The sequence below is a fragment of the Mannheimia bovis genome, assembly GCF_014541205.1.
Taxonomy (GTDB): Bacteria; Pseudomonadota; Gammaproteobacteria; order Enterobacterales; family Pasteurellaceae; genus Mannheimia; species Mannheimia bovis.
In genome coordinates this window covers 737695-753869 of the sequence record NZ_CP061280.1, presented here as the reverse complement: position 1 = coordinate 753869, position 16175 = coordinate 737695, and the positions used below count along the sequence as shown (strand labels likewise).

Here is a 16175-nt window from a genome sequence, read left to right as displayed (position 1 = left end):
AAGAACGGGCACTATACCCGCTCTTAAATGTCTATACCGATAACTTTTCCTGTTTTAATAAACTCTGCAACTGTGGCAATAATTGGCTTATCAACCGCAGTTGCTGAATCAAAATCAACGCCAATTCATCTTGTTTTTGCTGGTGCTCTTGTTCAAATTGAGCGAGATCTTGATCGATAGCGGTCAATTTTTCCGATAATTTTGCAAATGAACGATTGTCATCAGCAATTTTATCAATAATATTCGCCACCTCTCGTCCGTGTGAAAAGAACATTGCGGAAAAATCTACTTGTCGGCTAATTTCACGGCTGGCAATCCGGTAAGCCCCTAAGGTTGAAATATAGCCGAGCAAGGTATAACCAATGCCTAATAATTTTGGAGCAAAGGCTAAATCATTTGCGTATTTTTGCGGCTCGCTGTACATATTCGTAATTGTATTGCTGAGTGCTGATAAATGATTGTGTACATCACGGCGGGCTATGCGATAAGGCAGTTGTTCGTTATAACCAAATTGGAGTTGAGCAATAATGTGCCGTAAATAATTTCCGCTGGCTTTTAGGCTATTATATAAGTTACTTTGCAAATTGAGATATTTCCAGTCTGGCCATAAAAATGTTACGGCTAACCACGCAATAGCTGTACCGAGTAACGTATCGAAAATTCGCATTAATGTGCCACTTTCTATGCTTACGCCTGCAATATCAAGGCTTATCATCACCAGTACGGTAATGTAAAAAGTCGAAAAACCATAATGCACCAAACGGAAGAAGGTATAGAGCGAGCCGGTCAGCACAATAATACCAAGTTGAGCTTCAAGACTAAGCGTTACATTAAACAACTCAAACATTCCACCAACGATTACACCAAAAATTGTACCGATTACACGGTGAATTAAACGGGTTTTGGTTGCGGTATAATTGGGCTGGCAGACAAAAACTGCTGTCAGTAAAATCCAATAGCCTTTATTATCAAAGCCTAAAATCGGTACTATCGCACTACATAAAAGCACCACAATCGAAAGACGAACGGCGTGGCGAAACAGTTGTGAATCAAAGGTTAAATGCCCTTTAATTGCTTGGATAATATTACCTAAACCCGTAATATTTTCGGCTATCAAGCGGTTAGATTTTGTGAAATTTTTACTAAGCGGTTCAATATGCTCTGAACGGCTTGCCCCTTGTTCGATTTGAGCTAATTGGCGTTCAATGTTGTCTAAATTCTCAGCAACCGATTCCCATCGGTAAGTGCTTTTTAACCCTCTTTCTTGATGATAAACCAACGAGTTGAGTAACCCTTGCAATGCTTTCCCACCACGCTCACTGTGTTCATATCTTTCTCGATGGCGTAATGCCACTGCAATATTTTGGCACGCAACCGCTTGAAGCTCCATCACTCGCTGGAATCGAAACATTAAATCGCTATTACTTAATTGTTGGAACAGTTCGTGATACTGATAATGACTGGAGCTCGCCCGTTCTAAAATATCTTGAGCCGTAAAATAGTAGCGTAACATTCGTTGCGTACGTTGCTGTTTGTGCTGTCGTCTTAAACGATAAAATAATGACACTCTCGTTTTATCAAATGCCGCCATTACTTCACTATTTGCTTTGGCAAGTGCCAGTTGTTTTGCGTTTAAATCGTCATCATCGGGGTCAAAATAGGCGGATTTTGCCAGCAAATAGTGGCTTAGTGCGAGGTAAGCAGAAGCTAAATTTTCCTGTACCGTTCTATTCGGGAAAATCAAATACACTAAGATCCCGACTAGTCCGTATAATAATGTGCCAAGCAAGATCATCACCACATTGTTATACCACAGTACTTCGGGGGTATAAGTTAAGCTGTTATAGATAGCCACAATCAGCGTGCCGAAGGCAATAGTGCTGTAACGTTGCCCGACTGCACCAAGCATTACTAGAAGAAAAGTACAAACCATCAGCACCGGCACAAAAAGCCAGCCTAAATATAAAGAGAGGCTTGCCCCGATAGAGGAAAGTGAAAATGCCACTAGGCTGATAATCAGATTTTTTGCTCGTCCGATAAGACTATTATCTAAATCAACCAAACCACCTGCGATAATGCCTAACATCAGCGGCATCGCAAAATGCGAAATACCAAGCTGCCAAATGCTTACTGCGGCAATATTGAGCGAAATAAACATCGGCAAGGTTTTAATCACACTTTCCGAGAGCCAACTGTTTTGCAGATTTTTTAAAAACTTATTCATCTTTTTATTTGTAAATTTTTACTAACAAACGCTTGCGTTTGAACATTGGCTTTGCCAACGGCTCCGAAGGAGCGAGCGTAGCGAGTAAAAATGACCGCTTGTAATTAATATCAAATGTTACCCTAAACGCTCCGCCAAATAGCCATCGTAATCCGGCACAATCGCTTCAACCTCTTGATTAAATAAATCTGCATTTAACAAGAAATTAGCTGACGTTTCATTAATAGCAACAGGAATATTCCACACCGTTGCAATTCGCATTAAGGCTTTTACATCAGGATCGTGCGGAGCGGCATTCATCGGATCCCAAAAGAAAATCAGCATATCAATTTTCTTTTCTGCAATCAGCCCGCCTAATTGCTGGTCGCCGCCCATTGGTCCGCTCATTAATGCCGTTATTTCAAGCCCGGTTTCTCTCGCAAGTAAATGTCCTGTTGTGCCTGTAGCGTAAAGTTTATGGGAAGCAAGTTGTGATTTATGGGTTTGCGTCCAACGAATTAAATCGTGTTTGCAACTGTCGTGAGCAACTAACGCAATCTGTTTTTGTTTTGCGATTGTTCGAACAGTGGTTTTCATTTTTATCTCCTTTGCAAAATTTTTACTAAATCATACCGCTTATTTTTCGCTTTTGCATTGACTAATCATTGCTTATGGCTAAAATCAATTAAAAATTTCTATTTTAAAATAAAGGATCTCCCTAAATGAATTTATACAACATCAAACATCCAGAAGAACAAGTGAGTTTTGCCCAAGCTGTCCGCCAGGGATTAGGCAAAAATCAAGGATTATTTTTCCCCGAAGTCTTACCTAAATTAGATAATATTGATGAATTATTAGATTTACCTTTAGTTGAACGTAGCCAAAAAATTCTTTCTGCGTTAATCGGCGAAGAATTGCCGCAAGAAACGTTAAATGTAATGGTAAAAAATGCGTTTACTTTCCCAGCACCACTTGCGAAAGTCAATGATGATGTTTATGCGTTAGAATTATTTCACGGTCCGACTTTAGCGTTCAAAGACTTTGGTGGTCGTTTTATGGCTCAAGCTCTTGCGAACGTGCGTGGCGATGGAAAAATCACGATTTTAACCGCAACTTCGGGCGATACCGGTGCAGCAGTGGCTCACGCTTTCTACGGTTTAGAAAATATTAATGTAGTGATTTTGTATCCGAAAGGTAAAATCAGCCCATTACAGGAAAAATTATTCTGTACTTTAGGCGGCAATATTCGCACTGTGGCGATTGAGTCTGATTTTGATGCTTGCCAAGCCTTAGTTAAACAAGCCTTTGATGATGCGGAACTTCGCCAAGCCATCGGCTTAAACTCTGCAAACTCCATCAACATCAGCCGTCTACTGGCTCAAGTTTGCTACTACTTTGAAGCTGTGGCACAACTGCCAAAAGAGAAACGTGATAATGTGGTAGTTTCTGTACCAAGCGGTAACTTCGGTAACTTAACGGCAGGTTTGATTGCAAAATCAATGGGCTTACCAATTAAACGTTTTGTTGCTTCAACGAATGCAAACGACACCGTTCCACGCTACTTACAATCAGGCAAATGGGAACCAAATGCTACCGTTGCTACTCTTTCAAATGCAATGGACGTAAGCCGCCCGAATAACTGGCCTCGTGTGGAAGAGTTATTCAAACGCAACGGTTGGAGCTTGTCAGACTTAGGATCAGCAGCATTAAATGATGAAGAAACCGAAGCAGCATTAAAAGCACAATATGCGGAAGGTTACTTATGCGAGCCGCACGGTGCTATTGCTTACCAAGCCTTAAAAGATCAACTTCAAGCAGGTGAAACCGGTATTTTCTTATGTACTGCTCACCCGGCGAAGTTTAAAGAATCGGTCGAGCGTATTTTGGAGATTGAATTACCACTTCCGGAAGCTCTTGATAAACACAATAAATTACCGCTTTTATCAGACGAAATGGCGGCAGATTTTAATACCTTACGTGCTTATTTATTAAAATAAATCTCATCTCAATGGGGCGTTAAGCCCCATTTTCTTTTGTTGTTAAAATGCTCTCACCTCTTATCAATTTATTTAATTTAATTAAACCTTAAAATTTATCGTTAAATCCTATCGATAGATACAGTTATGTTGTAAAATGCTAAGCATTATGCGTGCAAATATGGCATAATTTACCTATCGGATTAATAGGAAAATATCAAATTGGAGAAATAAATTGAACATTCGAGATTTAGAATACCTGATTGCCCTTGCAGACTATAAACATTTCCGCCGTGCAGCGGAATCTTGTAATGTCAGCCAGCCAACATTAAGTGGGCAAATCCGTAAATTAGAAGATGAGCTAGGCACAATTTTACTTGAGCGAACCAGCCGCAAAGTGCTTTTCACGCAAGCAGGCTTAACCCTCGTAGAACAAGCGAAAGTGGTATTGCGAGAAGTTAAAATTCTAAAAGAAATGGCAAGCAATCAAGGGAAAGAGATGTCCGGTCCGCTCCATATTGGGGTAATTCCGACACTCGGACCTTACCTTTCTCCAATTATTATTCCTGCATTGAAAAAAGATTTCGCTGATCTGGAGCTTTATCTTTACGAATTGCAAACTAACCAATTATTAGATCAACTTGAGGCAGGTCAGCTTGATTGCGGCATCATTTCATTTGTAAAAGAGAGTGAGCCTTTTATCGAAGTGCCGATTTTTGATGAAGAAATGTATCTCGTTGTGCCGGAAAATCACGAATGGGCTACATTGGATAAATTAGATATCAGTTTATTGAAAAACAAAGAGCTACTTTTCCTTGACGGCGGTCATTGCTTACGTACTCACACGCTGGATTACTGCCTATCTATCGGTGCGAAAGAAAATCCGCACTTCAAAGCAACTAATTTAGAAACCTTACGCAATATGGTTGCGGCAAATGTAGGCATAGCTCTAATTCCTAAGCTGGCAGCAAAACCAATGGACGGTATTCGTTATATTCCATTTGATACCCCAAAACCGTTCCGTGCGGTCGGTATGGTTTACCGCCCGGGTTCTCCACTACGTGTGCGTTATGAGCGTTTAGCCCAAGCAATCACGCAGATTATCAAAACTGAGGTTTAAAATGGCAAATGTGGTGAGCGTGCGTGCCATTCAAAAAGAAAAAACGCGTAGAGCATTGGTTGAAGCGGCGTTTAATCAATTAAGTCCGGAAAAAAGTTTCTCCAACCTGAGCTTGCGGGAAGTTGCCCGTGAAGCAGGGGTTGCTCCAACCTCATTTTATCGCCATTTTAAAGATATGGACGAGCTGGGCTTAGCAATGGTTGATGAGTCCGGCTTATTGCTTCGTCAATTAATGCGACAAGCCCGTAAACGCATTGCCAATGGCGGCAGTGTGGTTATTGTATCAGTTGAAACATTCTTTGAACTGATTGCTGACAGACCTAACGTCTTCCGATTGCTACTACGTGAAAGTTCAGGCACATCACAAGCCTTTAGAACCGCCGCCTCACGAGAAATTCAGCATTTTGTTGCCGAATTGGCGGATTACATTATGGGAAAAGATAACCACAGCAACCGAGAACTTGCTTATATTCAAGCAGAAGGGCTGGTTACGTTAGTCTTTACCGCCGGCTCTCACGCACTAGATATGAACAACCAAGAGCGAGAAAAGCTCAAGCAACGGGTGATTATGCAACTTAGAATGCTCATTCGTGGATCAGCTTATTACGCAAGCAAACAAGCTCCTCAACACTAAATAGACGCTTCTACGTCTGTTTTTACTCTTTCGTAATGTGTGCGGTAGATAATTTTAACCACTCTAATGCTAATCGATATTGATCTGATAACGCATTCCATAACGCATCTTCCGATAACACACTATAATTGCCTTTTGTTTCTAATAGCTCATTAAAGCTGTCGTGCAATTCACGCCATTTCGGATCAGAATAAAATTGACTTAAGGGTTCTAAAAGCTCAATGGCTTTCTTCCATTGCTCTATACCTTTTTCCAATTCAGGCAGTAATTCCATCCATTCATTATAGCGATCTTGCATTTTTTGAATTTCTTCTTTTTTCATACACTCCCCTTATGACAAGCGGTTGAATTTGTAAAATTTTTTGCAAATTTAACCGCTTGTTAACCGGTATATTAAAAATCTTGTTTAATTTGAGAAATCATAGCATACATCAACTTATAATATGATCGAATATTGATTTTCATCAATGGCTTACCAATTTTGAGGGAAGATTTAATAATCAACAATCTCTAAAATAATATCAACAAAATGGAGAAGCGTGATGATGAAATTATTAACTATAGGTTTGTGCGGACTATTAGCTCACTCCGCTATTGCATTAGAAAAACCGTCCCGTGTTATGCCGGCAGAAGGTATGAGTAAAAAGCTCATTGGGCAGATTTTGTTTTTTGATAATATGCTCTCCCACAATGGCTCGCAAAACTGTTCAAGTTGTCATAATCCTGATAAAGCCTTTATTGATACTAGTATTACTCCAGCCGATGGTGTGGTTTCGCAAGGCGACGATCCAACTAAGTTCGGCAAACGCAACTCCCCAACAATGCTTTACGCTAAATACTCGCCCGATTTCCATTTTGATGCAGCCAATCAAGAATATGTAGGCGGGCAGTTTTGGGACGGCAGAGCAAAAAATCTGATAGAACAAGCTGGAATGCCGCCTATTGATCCGAATGAGATGGGAATGGAGAATAAATTAGCAGTCGCCACACGCTTATACAGTGTGCCGATGTATCAACGCTTCCTAGGGCAATTCTATGGTGAAAAAGTGTGGGAAAGCTATGAAAGTGTTTATGCCGCAATGGAAGATGCGATTGCTGCTTTCCAACAAGAAAACAAACTACTTGCCCCATTTGCTTCTAAATATGATCTATTTTTGAAAGGTGAAGCTCAACTTACCGCCTTAGAGGAAAAAGGCAGAGCCTTATTTTTCGATAAATCTCAAACAAATTGTAGCAGTTGCCATCAATTACAGAGCGATGAAAACCATAAAGAAGAAACATTTAGCAATTATCGCTATTACAATTTAGGCGTACCGAGCAACCCGAAATTGATTGAAGTGAATGGCTTCTCTCCTGATTTTATTGATTTAGGTTTGTTTGAAAACCCAAATGTAAAAGGCGATGAAAAACAAAAAGGCAAATTCAAAACGCCTACTTTACGCAATGTTGCAGTAACTGCCCCTTATATGCACAACGGCATATTTAAAGAGTTGAAAACCGTATTGCTTTTTTTAGATAGCCACAATAATCCGGAAAGACAAATCAATCCTGAAACAGGCAAGACGTGGCAAAAACCTGAATTTGCAGCTACTATCGCTCACGATAAATTAAAATCCAAGCCTCTTAATGATGAAGAAATTGAGGCATTAGAAGCGTTTTTACATACGCTGACTGATGAGAGGTATAGAAAATAAAGTTACAAGCGGTAAAATTTTGCGAAAATTTTACCGCTTGTAAAGGTTATTTATCCGCTAATTTGGCAAGTAGCTTTTGATGAATGCCGCCAAAAGCCCCATTGCTCATCACTAAAATATGATCGTTTGGTTTGGCTTCGTTAGCAACTTGTTCAACTAAATCATCAATATTTGCCGACCAATAGGCTGGTTGTGATAACGAATTGGTAATCTCGCTCACACTCCACGTAATAATATCGGGCTGATAGACAAATACCGCTTGAGCATCGTGTAGACTTGGGGCAATTTCATCTTTATGCACACCCATTTTCATTGTATTAGAACGGGGTTCTAGTACCGCTAAAATACGTTGGTTCTGCCCTACTTTGCCACGCAAGGCATTAATAGTGGCTTCAATCGCTGTTGGGTGGTGAGCGAAATCATCGTAAACGGTAATGCCGTTTACTTCGCCTTTGACTTCCAAACGGCGGTTAGCATTAATAAATGATCCTAATGCTTTACACGCATTGTCTACTTCAACACCTGCGTGGTGAGCAGCTGCAATTGCCATTAGAGCATTGTGCATATTGTGTTTGCCAATCACACTCCAATGCACTTCGCCTTTTTTATTCCCTAAATGAAACACTTCAAATTGTGAGCAATCTGCATTCAATGGTTTAGCAAACCATTCGTTTTGTTCACCAATAAATTGTAATTGGCTGTAGCTACCCATTTTGAGCGTATCTTGTACGTTTTCATCAGCAATTGCCGATAAAATACAACCGCTTCGTGGCATTGTGCGAACAAGATGGTGGAATTGGCGTTGAATCGCTTTTAAGTCATCAAAAATATCAGCGTGGTCAAATTCCAGATTGTTAATAATCAGGGTTTTCGGTGTGTAATGCACAAACTTAGAGCGTTTATCGAAGAGGGCGGAATCGTATTCGTCCGCTTCAATCACAAAGAATTTGCTATTGCCTGCTCTGGCAGAAATACCGAAATTGCCTGCCACGCCACCAATTAAAAAGCCGGTATCGATACCGCTTTGGTCTAAAATCCACGCCAGCATTCCTGTTGTAGTGGTTTTGCCGTGCGTGCCGGAAACGGCAAGTACCCATTTATCTTTTAATAAATGATCGTGTAACCATTGTGGTCCGGAGGTGTAATTCAGTTGGTTATCCAACACATATTCTACGCACGGATTACCTCGGCTCATCGCATTGCCGATCACCACTAAATCAGGTGCCGGTTGCAGTTGAGCAACATCGTAATTCGGGATAATTTGAATGCCGTGAGTTTCTAAAAAAGTACTCATTGGCGGGTAAACATTGGTGTCTGAACCTGTAACTTTGTAACCAAGTTCACGAGCAATCATCGCAACACCACCCATAAAAGTGCCGCAAATACCTAAAATGTGGATATGTTTTTTCATTTTCTTCGCATATTTAAAAGCAAACAAGCGGTCGCTTTTTACAAATTTTTTGCAAAAAAGAACCGCTTGTATAGTTAATCAATATTTTTCAATTCTTCTTCAGACAGTTGCTCTTGTTGATTTTGCTCAACATTGCCATCTTTTACTTTAAATTCTAAGTTTTGGAAGTAGGCTTCACGGAAGGTTACATACGGATCTTGTGCTTGCTCTAACAACGCATCTTGATCTAACAATTTAGAGCGAGTATCAATGCCTTGCACCACATATTTTGCCACCGACCAAGGCGTGCCAACATAAGTAAGTATGGAATAGCCGGTTTCTACCGCACTACCGATGCCTTGACGTGGTGTAGTTGCACCATAAGCAGGCAGCATCACATAAGAACCGGAAGGCACGCCGTGTGCCCCTAAACTTTCACCTAAACCACGTTGTCCGTTATTTAAACGTAAGCCGTCATCAAGGCTTGCCCAGTCAATTAAGCCACCTAAGCCAAAGATACTGTTGACCCAAAAACGAGTGAAATGTACCGCTGCTTTTTTACCTTCACCTTCCACCAAGCGGTTAATAAAACTCACCGGTTCGTCAAGGTTATTTGCTACATTGACTAAACCTGTTTTCACCGGGCTTGGTACATAATCTTTCCAACCTTTTGCGACAGGTTTCAGCACATAAGGGTCTAAATAATCGTAGTTTACCTTCCACATTACACGGTTGAAGCCCTCTAATGGGTCATCTCGCACGCCGGTTTCAGGGTTAATACTTGAAGAACAAGCGGTTAAAACCGCAACGCTGAGTACAACAAAAAGTTGTTTTAATGATGATAATTTCATAAATTTGCCTTTTGGGAAAAAATTTCACTAATTTTAACGGAGTTAATTCAAAATACAAAATAAAAAGCGGTTTTTCATTATAGAAATCCAGACGTCTAGATTGTTATATGCTTCGCTTTTGATTACAATACGAACAAATTATAAGGAGTATTAAATGGCAGACTGGAACGGCGAATATATCAGCCCCTATGCAGAACACGGCAAAAAAAGTGAACAAGTAAAGAAAGTAACGGTGTCAATTCCAATTAAAGTATTGGAAATTTTAACCAATGAACGTACACGCCGCCAAATCAAAAATCTTCGCCACGCAACTAATAGCGAATTATTATGCGAAGCATTTTTACACGCCTTTACAGGGCAACCTTTGCCGAATGATGAAGATTTAATGAAAGACAGAGCAGATGAGATCCCTGAAGCAGCGAAGCAGAAAATGCGTGAATTAGGGATTGATCCTGATGAATGGCAATATTAAAACCACCTCGCACATTAGCGAGGTTCTTTTTATGGAATTTGAGGAGAAATTATGTATCAACAATTAGCCAGAGAAGCTCGCTGGGCAATGTTGCTCACGCTGCTTTATATTTTAGGGTGGATTGGTTTTGCTTATTTTTCGCCACAAGGAAGGGGTATTTTCGGCTTTCCGATTTGGTTTGAACTTTCTTGTATTTTTTTACCTGTTATCTTCACACTAATCGCTGTGATTGTAGTTAAAAAAGTCTATAAAAATATCGATCTTGAGGTAAATAATGAATAATGAAATGATTTTACCGCTCATCGCCTATCTGCTTTTTGTATTTGGCGTGGCTTTTTATGCGTATCGTCAGCGTCGAGGTGGCAGTTTTATCTCCGAATATTATATCGGTGGTCGTTCAATGTCAGGCTTTGTGTTGGCAATGACAACTGCTGCAACTTACGTTGGGGCAAGCTCATTTATTGGTGGACCGGGTGCTGCTTATAAATACGGCTTAGGCTGGGTATTACTGGCGATGATTCAAGTACCGGCAGTATTATTTTCTTTAGGGGTATTAGGAAAAAAGTTTGCCTTGCTTGCCCGCAAACACAATAGTGTAACCATTAATGATATGTTGCTTGCCCGTTATCAAAATAAATTTGTGGTATGGATTGCAGGCTTCGCCTTGCTACTCTCCTTTTTTGCAATGATGGCTGTGCAATTTATTGGTGCAGGGCGTTTACTTGAAACAACACTCGGTATTCCTTATCAAACTGCGGTGATTATCTTTGCTATTACCGTTGGGCTTTATACCTTTATCGGCGGTTTTAGAGCGGTTGTTTTAACCGATACCATTCAAGGTTTAGTAATGATGGTAGGAACAACTATTCTACTCGGTGGGGTAATTTACGCTGCAGGGGGCGTAGAAAATGCGGTAAATACGCTTGAAGCAATTAATCCGCAACTGATCTCTCCTTACGGCATTGATGAACGCCCACTTGATCTCACTTTTATGGCTTCATTTTGGGTGTTGGTTTGCTTTGGCTTAGTCGGTTTACCACATATTGCAGTGAGAAGTATGGCATATAAAGATAGCCAAGCTCTGCATAAAGCGATGATTATTGGCACTATCGTCATTGCGATTTTGATGTTTGGTATGCACCTTTCTGGTGTGTTAGGTAGATCGGTTGTGCCTGATCTAAAAGTGCCGGATCAAGTGATCCCAACCTTAATGGTGCAAGTGCTTCCCCCAATGGTTGCAGGTATTTTCTTAGCTGCACCAATGGCAGCTATTATGTCATCAATTGATTCAATGCTGATCCAATCTTCATCAACCTTGATCAAAGATCTCTATTTAGCTATCAAACCAAATGCAATTAATAACGAGAAAAAAATTAAATTATTCTCCACCATTACTACTCTCACATTCACGGTGTTTTTAGTATTTGCCGCACTTAATCCACCTGATATGTTGATTTGGCTCAACTTACTCTCTTTAGGCGGTTTAGAAGCCACTTTCCTTTGGGTTATCGTATTAGGCCTCTATTGGGAAAAAGCAAATGCCACAGGGGCAATTTGCTCAATGTTGGCAGGGTTAAGTAGTTATATTGTGATGACAACATTTAAGATCTCTATCTTCAACTTCCACGCTATTGTGCCTTCTCTCATCATTGGGCTGATTGCATTTCTAGCCGGAAATCAACTCCATAAAAGAGACTAAATAAAATGGCATAGTAGACAAAAGTGTTGGTAAAAAGTGGGTTAAAACCTTATAGTACAAGGCTTTAACCCACTTTTTTGAATTATGAACAAAAAATTGTCCTTTCTGCCAAAAATCGACTATACATAAACATGGTAAGAAAAATAACACTCAACGTTACAAATGCACTTCTTGTAATAAAACTTTCAGCTTTAATAAAAAATTAGATCCAATATCCATTTGGATTGATTACACATCAGGAAAACAAACCTACAAACAACTTGCCGATAAATATCATTGTTCAGTCAGAACAATTCAAAGATATATTGAAAAATCCCCTAAAAATAAATTAAACCTTCCCCAAAATAAAAAATTAAATAGTGTGATGGATACGACATTCTTTCATCGTGATTTTGGTATTTTAGTTTTGATGGATAGTAATATTAAAAAAGTCATTGCACATTACACCGTTAAAACCGAGAAAGATATTTACTACAAAACTGCTTTAAATCGACTACGAGAGAAAGGCTATATAATTCAATCGGTTACTTGTGATGGTCGGCGTAGACTGTTAAAAGATGTTTTTGATACACCAACTCAAATGTGTCAATTTCATATGATTGCGATTGTGATGAGAAAGCTCAGAATAAAACATAAATCGGTTGCAGGAAAAGAATTAAAAATAATCGTAAAAACGCTAACAAAAAGCACGAAAAATACATTTTATAAAACATTACACTTATGGTATTTAAAACATCAGGATTTTTTAAATGAACGATCAGAATATCCGAATGAAAAAGGTTATTATCCTTATAAACATAGAGAAGTAAGGGGAGCTTATGCGAGCTTGAAACGCTATCAAGATTATTTATTTTCGTTTGAGAAACATCCACATCTCAATATAGACAAGACAACCAATAGAATAGAAAGTCTATTTAAGGAACTTAAACAGAAATTAAGTAATCATAATGGATTAACAAAAAAACATAAGATTATGTTTATAAAGGATTTTTTAAATAAAAAGAGTTGGTAATGATGAATAAAAATAATCAAAACCAACTCTTTTGTCTACTTGGCATAGAAAATGCAAAAAATCCCACACTTTTGTCTACTATGCCAATAAAATAGGCATAGTATTAAACTATGCCTATTTTTTGCAAAACTTTCTGTAAATTTAACCGCTTACTCTTTTACAGTATGTAATGGCTCTTCAATTACATTGTTAGCTGTGGCGATTTTCAATAAAATATAACCTAAAATCGCAGAAATTGCTGAACCAAGTAAAATCCCTAAACGAGCAAGAGATGTTACAGTTTCTCCTGCTGCACTTACATCAAATGCAAGGCTTGCAATAAACATTGACATTGTAAAACCAATACCACATAGCACCGCAATAGCGAAAATTTGTTTGAAATTCACACCCTGCGGCAAACTTGCTAAACGGAATAATACCGCTAAGTAACTAAAGCCGAACACGCCAACGGTTTTACCGATAATCAAACCTAACGCAATACCTAATGGTAATGGTGAAGTGAGTTGTTCCATACCCATTCCGGCTAATGAAACGCCTGCATTCGCAAAGGCGAAGAAAGGTAAAATCATAAATGAGCACCAAGGCATTAGAATATGTTCTAACTCCTCTGCCGGGCGTTCGCCATTTTTACCTTTTAGCGGTACGCAGAAACCGATAATTACCCCGGCTAACGTAGCGTGAACCCCTGATTTTAAGACCGATGTCCATAACACTAAGCCAACCACTAAATAGGCACACAGTGAACTCACTTTGAAACGATTAAGCAAAATCAGCCCTATAATCGCAATACCTGCAATGGTTAAGGCTTGCACACTGATTTCTTGTGAATAGAACAAAGCAATAACAATAATTGCCCCTAAGTCATCAATAATGGCTAATGCCAATAAAAAGACTTTTAGAGCTAAAGGCACACGTGCACCGAGTAATGCCACAATGCCGACAGCAAAAGCAATATCAGTTGCCATTGGAATCGCCCAGCCTGAGTGATATTGTGGATAATCTTTATTAATGAACCAGAAAACCAACGCCGGCACAACCATTCCACCAATTGCCGCTACCGCAGGAAATATTGCGTTTCTTAAACTCGACAACGAGCCTTCAAATAGTTCTCTTTTCACTTCTAAACCCACTAGCGTGAAGAAAACCGCCATTAATCCATCATTGATCCACAACAATAACGGCTTGGTTAAAGCAAAAGTACCAAACTGAAAACTGACATTGGTTTGTAAGAAGTCAAAATAAGTATCACTGAGCGATGAGTTAGCTAAGATGATTGCCGCAAACGCAAAAATCAGCAACAAAATTCCCCCAGCTGCTTCCGATTTTAAAAGTAAAAGTAATCTTCCCACTTAAATTCTCCTATTCATTGATTTATACATTTTCCATACAATTTATCTTTTACCAAAGATTTCCGTAAGATCAAATAGAAAATTTGATAAACTAGAGATATGTTACATTTCAGCAATCTGTTTGAATATAATTTCATCAAAAATGTTAGGGATTTGTTATGAGCAATGAATGGTTCTATTGGGCATCAATTTCTGCTGTTTTTGCCGCCCTCACGGCGATTTTCGCTAAAGTGGGTTTGCAAAATATGAATTCCGATTTTGCCACTTTTATTCGTACCATTGTTATCATCATTGCGTTAATTGCCTTTCTTACCTACACAGGCAAATGGCAGCCTGTGCAGCATATAACCGCTAAGAACTGGTTATTTCTTATTCTCTCAGGCATCGCAACAGGTATTTCTTGGCTGGCTTATTTTAAAGCTCTCCAGATGGGAAATGCCTCTCAAGTAGCACCTGTTGATAAATTCAGCCTTGTGCTGGTTACTCTTTTTGCGGTGATATTTCTTGGCGAACTCCCAAGCGGGCAAGAGTGGGCGGGCATTGGGCTGATTTCAGCAGGCGTGCTGTTGCTCGCATTTAAACGCTAACCTACAAGCGGTCATTTTTATGGAAAATTTTGCAAATCCAATCCCCTACATCGAAATTGCTTTTATTCATCGGCAAGCCGTTTTGCCGAATGATTTTGACTTTCCGTCAATGCCTGAAAATTTAAATAAAAAGCAAATTCAGAAATGGCAGAGCCGCCGTGCGGCTCATTTTTTACTTACCGAACTGTTTAAAAAATATGGTTTGGATTTGAGGTTGTTAGACCATATTCAACACACTAAAAGCGGCAGACCTTTTGTCAATTCAGAACAGATTGATTTTAATATCAGCCATTCGGGCGATTGGATAGCGGTCATTTTTTCGCATTTGTTTGCAAAATTGGCAGTAGGCATTGATATTGAACATCCTCAGAAAGAAAGGCGTTATGCTGCTCTTATTCGCCACTATGCAAATGTTGAGGAACAAGCGATGTTATTAGATGAACATTGCCCGTTGCTGAATAACCTTTCGCAACGTTTTTATCTCAGCTGGTGCTTGCGAGAGGCAATTTTAAAATCGCAAGGCGTGGGGATTGTGAAATTATCGGAAGTAAGGCATCTTCCGCTTGAAAAACGGATTTTTTCTGCTCATTGCCCGAAAGGCACATTGCATTTTGTCAGTGAATTGCCATTCTATTTAAGCTACTTCTATCAGCAACCGGAAAATATGCTATTATCTGAGCCTTTGTTATACCATTGGCACAATGGGCTGTTCCAGCCCGTTGAATGCCAGTCGCTTGTTTATGATGTTAATTAAGGACAATGAATGCCTAAAAAATCTTTAGAAGAACACCACTCCACGTTTGGCAAAATGGCGTCAGAAATTTTTCAATGGGTACTGAATGCCTCTTTACTTGTTGCCGGCATTTTGCTCTCTTATTCCCTTTTTGCGGAAGCCTATTCTCTGTATGAGTTATTACTGGGTAATAGCGAGAAATTCCAAGTGGTTGAGCATATTGTGATTTTCTTTCTCTATTTTGAGTTTCTCGCCTTAATTGTGAAATATTTTAAATCGAACTACCATTTTCCGTTGCGATATTTTCTGTATATCGGCATTACCGCAATGGTGAGATTGATTATTGTTGATCACTCAAATGCAATGCATACGCTACTTTTCTCACTTTCCATTTTAGTAATGATTATTGCATTGTATCTTGTACATAGCGATCGTTTACAAAGAAGCTAGGGGGC

16 protein-coding genes and 1 pseudogene are annotated in these 16175 nt (G+C 39.4%); 11 read left to right on the top strand and 6 right to left on the bottom strand.

The genetic code is table 11. The annotated features are described in order from the left end of the window. Positions 1–31 precede the first annotated feature (31 nt). Together yccS and mgsA are read right to left on the bottom strand one after the other, a co-directional pair. A complete protein-coding gene (gene yccS / locus ICJ55_RS03905; protein WP_188157392.1) occupies positions 32–2224 on the bottom strand; it encodes a YccS family putative transporter in 2193 nt (730 codons plus the stop codon). A 117-nt stretch (positions 2225–2341) separates the two neighbouring features. Beyond that, a complete protein-coding gene (gene mgsA, locus ICJ55_RS03900; protein ID WP_188157391.1) occupies positions 2342–2800 on the bottom strand; it encodes a methylglyoxal synthase in 459 nt (152 codons plus the stop codon). Between the two features lie 125 nt (positions 2801–2925). On the opposite strand from mgsA, the gene thrC reads away from it, so the two are divergent. The 3 genes from thrC (at position 2926) to fabR (ending at position 5933) form a co-directional block, all read left to right on the top strand. Continuing rightward, positions 2926–4200 carry a threonine synthase gene (gene thrC, locus ICJ55_RS03895; protein WP_188157390.1) on the top strand — a complete coding sequence of 425 codons (1275 nt, stop codon included), beginning with the start codon at positions 2926–2928 and terminating at the stop codon, positions 4198–4200. A 214-nt stretch (positions 4201–4414) separates the two neighbouring features. Further along, positions 4415–5299, top strand: a complete 885-nt coding sequence (gene oxyR / locus ICJ55_RS03890; protein WP_188157389.1) for a DNA-binding transcriptional regulator OxyR — start codon at positions 4415–4417, stop codon at positions 5297–5299. A gap of 1 nt (position 5300) precedes the next feature. Beyond that, positions 5301–5933, top strand: coding sequence for an HTH-type transcriptional repressor FabR (gene fabR, locus ICJ55_RS03885; RefSeq protein WP_188157388.1), 633 nt, complete (start codon positions 5301–5303; stop codon positions 5931–5933). 22 nt (positions 5934–5955) lie between these two features. Here the strand turns inward: fabR and ICJ55_RS03880 are convergent, their stop codons facing one another. Further along, positions 5956–6255, bottom strand: coding sequence for a DUF4298 domain-containing protein (locus ICJ55_RS03880; RefSeq protein WP_188157387.1), 300 nt, complete (start codon positions 6253–6255; stop codon positions 5956–5958). A gap of 220 nt (positions 6256–6475) precedes the next feature. On the opposite strand from ICJ55_RS03880, the gene ICJ55_RS03875 reads away from it, so the two are divergent. Further along, positions 6476–7627, top strand: coding sequence for a cytochrome-c peroxidase (locus ICJ55_RS03875; RefSeq protein WP_425168887.1), 1152 nt, complete (start codon positions 6476–6478; stop codon positions 7625–7627). A gap of 46 nt (positions 7628–7673) precedes the next feature. Here ICJ55_RS03875 and mpl read toward each other — a convergent pair whose 3' ends face one another. Both mpl and ICJ55_RS03865 read right to left on the bottom strand, forming a co-directional pair. Then, entirely contained in the window at positions 7674–9038 is a 1365-nt protein-coding gene (mpl, locus tag ICJ55_RS03870; RefSeq protein ID WP_188157386.1) for a UDP-N-acetylmuramate:L-alanyl-gamma-D-glutamyl-meso-diaminopimelate ligase, read from the bottom strand. Between the two features lie 74 nt (positions 9039–9112). After that, complete coding sequence (locus ICJ55_RS03865; RefSeq protein WP_188157385.1) at positions 9113–9868, bottom strand: MlaA family lipoprotein; 756 nt, start codon at positions 9866–9868, stop codon at positions 9113–9115. 154 nt (positions 9869–10022) lie between these two features. On the opposite strand from ICJ55_RS03865, the gene metJ reads away from it, so the two are divergent. The 4 genes and pseudogenes from metJ to ICJ55_RS03845 all read left to right on the top strand — a co-directional run. Then, on the top strand, positions 10023–10340 hold the full coding sequence (metJ, locus tag ICJ55_RS03860) for a met regulon transcriptional regulator MetJ (RefSeq protein WP_126301616.1): 318 nt from the start codon (positions 10023–10025) through the stop codon (positions 10338–10340). A 51-nt stretch (positions 10341–10391) separates the two neighbouring features. Continuing rightward, complete coding sequence (locus tag ICJ55_RS03855; protein WP_188157384.1) at positions 10392–10622, top strand: YhdT family protein; 231 nt, start codon at positions 10392–10394, stop codon at positions 10620–10622. Next, positions 10615–12039: a sodium/pantothenate symporter gene (panF, locus tag ICJ55_RS03850; RefSeq protein ID WP_188157383.1), complete on the top strand. Its 1425-nt coding sequence runs from the start codon at positions 10615–10617 to the stop codon at positions 12037–12039. Before ICJ55_RS03855 ends, panF begins: the two co-directional genes overlap by 8 nt. A 106-nt stretch (positions 12040–12145) precedes the next feature. Then, positions 12146–13051, top strand: a pseudogene (locus tag ICJ55_RS03845) (IS256 family transposase, variant Zn-binding type); the annotation flags it as partial. 149 nt (positions 13052–13200) lie between these two features. Here the strand turns inward: ICJ55_RS03845 and nhaA are convergent. Beyond that, positions 13201–14400, bottom strand: coding sequence for a Na+/H+ antiporter NhaA (gene nhaA, locus ICJ55_RS03840; RefSeq protein ID WP_188157382.1), 1200 nt, complete (start codon positions 14398–14400; stop codon positions 13201–13203). A 158-nt stretch (positions 14401–14558) separates the two neighbouring features. Here nhaA and ICJ55_RS03835 point away from each other — a divergent pair, with 158 nt between their 5' ends. The 3 genes from ICJ55_RS03835 to psiE are packed head-to-tail and all read left to right on the top strand — an operon-like array spanning position 14559 to position 16170. Then, a complete protein-coding gene (locus ICJ55_RS03835; RefSeq protein ID WP_188157381.1) occupies positions 14559–14987 on the top strand; it encodes an EamA family transporter in 429 nt (142 codons plus the stop codon). Between the two features lie 19 nt (positions 14988–15006). Next, positions 15007–15741 (top strand): 4'-phosphopantetheinyl transferase family protein, encoded by a 735-nt coding sequence (locus tag ICJ55_RS03830; RefSeq protein ID WP_188157380.1) that lies wholly within the window; start codon positions 15007–15009, stop codon positions 15739–15741. 9 nt (positions 15742–15750) lie between these two features. Beyond that, on the top strand, positions 15751–16170 hold the full coding sequence (gene psiE / locus ICJ55_RS03825) for a phosphate-starvation-inducible protein PsiE (RefSeq protein WP_176672039.1): 420 nt from the start codon (positions 15751–15753) through the stop codon (positions 16168–16170). The last annotated feature ends 5 nt before the right edge of the window (positions 16171–16175 follow it).